The following is a 3524-nucleotide window of genomic DNA, read 5'->3' on the forward strand; positions in this document are numbered from 1 at the left end:
AATCACGTGGCGCTATTTAGGTACAGACCCTAGTCATCCGGAACGCAAGTTCGTCGCATTGGTTGATAGCTTGAATCTCGAGAGAGGAGAGCGCTTGTGGCGAATGCAGGTGGGAAAGGCCGGCCGATCGCGCCGTTGGTGCTGAGTCCGCAGGAGCGGGCGTACTTGGAGAGGCAAGTTCGTCGTCATCGTGCTGCGCGGTTGCTTTCCTGAGCGATGCCGCGCGATCCTGCGGTGGGCGGATGGCTTGCCAAGCAAGTCTGTGGCTGCCGAACTCGGCCTCCACGAACACACCGTTGGCAAGTCGCGCCGCCGATTTTTGAAGGATCGCTGTGATGGCTTGCTTGACGAGGCACGCCCTGGCCGCCCTCGCACCATCAACGACGATCAGGTTGCCGCCATGATCGATCGCACGCTGCGTACGACGCCGGCCGAGGCGACGCAATGGTTGATCCGCTCGATGGCTGCGGAAACTGGCTTTTCCCGCACCACGATCCGCCGAATGTGGTCGGCGTTCGGCTTGCAACCGCACCGTAGCCAGACATTCAAGTTGTCGAGCGATCCGCGGCTCGTCGACAAGGCACGCGACATCGTCGGCTTTACCTGTCCCCGCCGAACCGAGCCCTTGTCCTCAGCATCGATGAGAAAAGCCAGATTCAGGCACTCGATCGCGAGCAGCCGGTCTTGCCAATGATGCCCGGCATACCGGAGCGTCGTACGCACAGCTATGTGCGGCATGGTGCGACCACGCTGTTTGCCGCGCTCGATGTCGCCTCGGGGTTCGTCATCGGCAAATGCTACAAGCGCCACCGGGCAGTCGAGTCTTGAAGTTTTTAAAAGAGATCGATGCTCAAGTTCCTGAAGGCCTCGATGTCCATATCGTCATGGACATGTGTAGACGCCCCCGTTGGTGCAAGAAGAATCTTTCGAAGAGTGCGGAGCGTGGTCGGGCGCTGACATGTGTTCGGCCTTTTGTTGCGGCTGCCACATGCCGCTGGCCCGTATGGGAGTTCGCGGAACGGGTCCAATTCAACTTCGCGTGCTCGAGGCGCGTATCCATGATCTGGTTTTCCCATTCCTGTCTCGTGACCGTGCGCCATACTCTCCGGTTGACCTTCTCACACTCACGGTCCCTGCCGCGGAACTACTTCGCCGCAGCCGGAGCCCGATAGGTTCCGCCTCTCGCCATCAATGCCCAGACGATGCGCGCCATCTTGTTAGCGAGGGCGACGATCACCAGCATGGGCGGCTTGAGGGCAAGCATGCGCGCAAGCCAAGAATCCGCTGTCGAGTCTTTGCGCATTGCCCAGCGCACGGCCGCGCTCGCGCCGATGATCAGTAGTCGTCGCAGGGTTCGTTCGCCCATACGTGACGTCTTGCCGAGCTTCTGCTTGCCTCCGGTGGAGCGCTGCAGCTGGTAAGCCCCAGCCATGCCGCAAAGTCGCGTTGCGACCGTGCACGTCGGCTGCGCGGCAAGACATTTAAGGATCTGATCCCGGCGCAGCTTCTTGCGGAAAAGCACGGTTCCTGATGCATCCGCGCCGTGCATCTGGAACACATTCTTCGCCAGATCCAACGCGATTATGCTAAATTCCGACATGGACGCCTCCGTTCAAGTGATGGTCAACGACACCACTTTGGCACAGCGATGCCGTGAGGGGGCGTCCACATGGGGTAATCGCAGGAGCGTGTTGCCCTAAAGACAATCAATAGTCTTGGAGGGTGGCTGTTCCCCGATAGGATGGAAATACGGGCTCACGACTGGACGCCGGGCCCAAGCATCGAATGGAGAACAGCCATGGAAGAGTATATCGGTCTCGATGTGTCGATGAAAGAGACGGCGGTCTCGATCCGTCGAGCAGGTGAACGGATCTGGCGCGGCAAGTGTGCATCTGATCCCAGTGTCATCGCCGCGCTCATCCGCAAGCGGGCGCCGGCCGTGAAACGCGTGGTGTTCGAGACGGGACCGCTGTCGGTATGGTTCTATCATTCTTTGCGCACCGAAGGATTGCCGGCGATCTGCGTCGATGCGCGCCATGATAAAGCGGCGCTCGATATGGCGGCGAACAAGACGGACGCGAACGACGCCGATGGTCTGGCGCAGCTCGCGGAAGTCGGGTTCTTTCGTGAGGTGCGCGTGAAGGGATTCAACAGCATGCTGACCCGCACGCTTGTCGCGGCGCGCACGCGGCTGGTCCGGATCACCACCGAGCTTTCGAACCAGATCCGCGGCGTCATGAAGACCTTCGGTCTGCTTGTTCCCGCCGGAAAGGGAAGCACCTTCGAGAACGTCCGGAACCTTCTGGCTGATCAGGACGGACTTGCATCCATCGTGCTTCCGATGCTGGAAGCCTGGCGTGGCATTCGCATCCGCGCCGCCGAACTCGGTCGCCAGTTGGTTCGGGATGCGCGCGAGAGTCAGGCCTGCCGCATCCTCATGTCGATTCCGGGCATCGGTGCGATCACCGCAACCTCTTTTGCCACAGCTATTGAGGAGCCTGACAACTTTAGGAAATCCCGATCTGTTGGCGCGTGGATCGGCCTGACAACGCGCCGCTACCAATCCGGAGAAGTCGATTATGATGGCCATATATCCCGACGTGGCGACCGCCATTTGCGTGGGCTTCTCTATGAAGCGGCAGCGGTCATTCTGACGCGCAGCTCAACCGACAGCGCTCTGCGGACGTGGGGACGGCATCTCCGGGAGAGGATCGGCTTCAAAAGAGCCGCCGTGGCTGTGGCACGGAAACTGGCGGTGATAAGCATACGATGCTTAAGACCGGCGAGCTGTTCAATCCGAATGCCGGAGCTGCCGCGTAAGCTCGGATAGCGTTCAGAACCTGAACGCCTAAGGTATCCCTGCCAGGACGTGAGCCGAGCCATTCCGCTGATGGGGTTGCACTGCTGACTCAGCAAAGTGCGTCGTCCACATTGAAGGCTCGTCCGCGAAGCTCCATCATGCGGCGACCAATGTCGACCGCGAAGACAACCACGCACTCGGCAGCGTCTCTTGACGAAACTAAATGCTTGACGTCCCAGCAGCGATTAGACGACACCTCCGTCGGGCAACTCGAGGCCGACATCTGCACCTTCATCCACCTGCACAACCAAAACCCGAAGCCCTTCAAATGGACCAAGTCCGCAGACCAGATTTTGGCTTCCGTCAAACGCTTCTGCCACAAAACCCAGCAGACTTTATGTGGCGAACATTAGATTCACGTGACTAGGTCGTCCTGTCCTGACGCTGCGATCTGCAGGCTGGCGCTCAATCGATGCTCGCATCTTCCGCGAGGCGCCGATGCGCTCGCCCGATAGCCTCTGGGCCGCGGCCTCGCCGACCGGATCACCGGATCAGCTGCGGCGCCAAGCGCAACAACTTGTTCGCCCATTTCGGGAGCTTCAGCGCCTACACCCTCGAGGACGTCGACTTGTACCACCTTGGCTAGGGGACCCTGCCACTCGGTTGACAAGCCGGTAGTGCTGATCGTCAACTAGTACCCACTTTTCTTGGAACGTGAGTCGTG

At 60.0% G+C, this 3524-nt stretch carries 4 pseudogenes; 3 read left to right on the forward strand and 1 reads right to left on the reverse strand.

The features are described 5' to 3' along the window. Nucleotides 1-96 precede the first annotated feature (96 nt). Nucleotides 97-890, forward strand: a pseudogene (locus tag IC66_RS44865) (IS630 family transposase); the annotation flags it as partial. A gap of 254 nt (nt 891-1144) precedes the next feature. Here IC66_RS44865 and IC66_RS0142045 read toward each other — a convergent pair. After that, nucleotides 1145-1449 (reverse strand): annotated as a pseudogene (locus tag IC66_RS0142045) (transposase); the annotation flags it as partial. Between the two features lie 349 nt (nt 1450-1798). Here IC66_RS0142045 and IC66_RS0142050 point away from each other — a divergent pair. Together IC66_RS0142050 and IC66_RS49390 are read left to right on the forward strand one after the other, a co-directional pair. Next, nucleotides 1799-2820: pseudogene (locus tag IC66_RS0142050) on the forward strand (IS110 family transposase). Between the two features lie 135 nt (nt 2821-2955). Beyond that, a pseudogene (locus IC66_RS49390) lies at nt 2956-3213 on the forward strand (IS630 family transposase); the annotation flags it as partial. Between the last annotated feature and the right edge of the window lie 311 nt (nt 3214-3524).

Source organism: Bradyrhizobium genomosp. III, from assembly GCF_000261705.1.
Lineage (GTDB): Bacteria > Pseudomonadota > Alphaproteobacteria > Rhizobiales > Xanthobacteraceae > Bradyrhizobium > Bradyrhizobium ottawaense.